The organism is Kitasatospora sp. NPDC057512 (assembly GCF_042802135.1).
Lineage (GTDB): Bacteria > Actinomycetota > Actinomycetes > Streptomycetales > Streptomycetaceae > Kitasatospora.
In genome coordinates, this window is record NZ_JBHVET010001261.1 from 1 (window position 1) to 1,225 (window position 1,225).

The 1,225-nt window shown below is 69.2% G+C and carries 2 protein-coding genes; both read left to right on the forward strand.

Annotated features, from left to right (window positions below):
• The coding region (locus tag ACFU6K_RS39355) for a polymorphic toxin-type HINT domain-containing protein (protein WP_380671528.1) at positions 1–854 on the forward strand (854 nt) is incomplete at its 5' end.
• Positions 847–1,185: a hypothetical protein gene (locus ACFU6K_RS39360; protein ID WP_380671530.1), complete on the forward strand. Its 339-nt coding sequence runs from the start codon at positions 847–849 to the stop codon at positions 1,183–1,185. The genes ACFU6K_RS39355 and ACFU6K_RS39360, both read left to right, overlap by 8 nt.
• The last annotated feature ends 40 nt before the right edge of the window (positions 1,186–1,225 follow it).

The window sequence follows — 1,225 nt, forward strand, 5'->3', positions numbered from 1 at the left end:
CGATCCCCTTCATCGGCGACGGCGCCGCCGTCGCCAAACTCGCCCAGTGGGCCAAGAAGTTCGGGTCCTGGGGCGAGAAGGCCGTCGAGTTCATCAAGAAGCTCGTCGGTCGGCTCCCTCCGCCGTGCCCCGGGCTGAACAGCTTCCCGGCCGGCACCCGCGTCCTGATGGCCGACGGCTCCACCCGCGCGATCGAGTCCGTCCGGACAGGCGATGACGTCCTCGCCACCGATCCCACCACCGGACTGACCGGCCCCCGCCGGGTCTCGGCCACCATCTACACCCCCGACGACCGCGACTTCACCGCCGTCTCACTCGGTGCCGGGCAGACCCTGACCAGCACCGACCACCACCCCTTCTGGTCCGAGAACCGGAAGCAGTGGACCGACGCCGCCGACCTCAAGGCCGGCGACGACCTGCGCGACCCGACCGGGCAGCCCCGGCGCGTCGAGGACGTCCGGCACTGGAGCACCCTCCAGCCCGCCTACAACCTCACCGTCGACGACCTCCACACCTACTACGTCCTCGCGGGCGAGACGCCCGTCCTCGTGCACAACAGCAACGAGGTGTGCCACCTGTGGCGGTCCGAGTTCGACAAGCTGCCGATGGGAAAGCAGAACCACGTCCGGGAGCAGCCCACCGAGGAGGCCATGCGCGCGCTCTTCGAACGCTGGACCGCCGGCGCCGAGCGGCTCCCCGCCCGGGGCCCGATCATCCCCGACGTCTTCCGGCTCAAGGACGGCACCGTGATCCAGTGGAGGACGAAGTCCAGCTCCCCTCCGCACGGAGCGACGATCGACATCTCCCCCGGTAGCGGTGGGAAGGACTTGAAGGTTCACTTGCCGCATGGTTGAGAACCGTGTTTTCGCCGACGTGCTGATCGAGGGCCTGGACGACTGGGTCCCCATCGATCAACTCCTCTGGGCCGCGAAGGAAGGAGCGGCGGGGCGTCCGTGGAAGGCGTTCTTCGCCGAACTGCTCCGCCACCTGCTGGACAACGGCCTGATCCGGATCGGTGAACTCGCCGAAGAGGGATTCTCGCCGTGGAGCGGGGAGACGGACGAAGTCGTCCGGCGGGTGCTGGAGGACCTTGACGGCCTTGCCTGGGAGCCCAGGCTGGGCAGTCGTGCCTGGATCTCCAACACGGGCGCGGGGAACGAGCTCGCCCGGTCGCTGGCCGACTGACCGCCCGAGGAACGCGAACGCCCGGCTGGGGTTTCCCAGC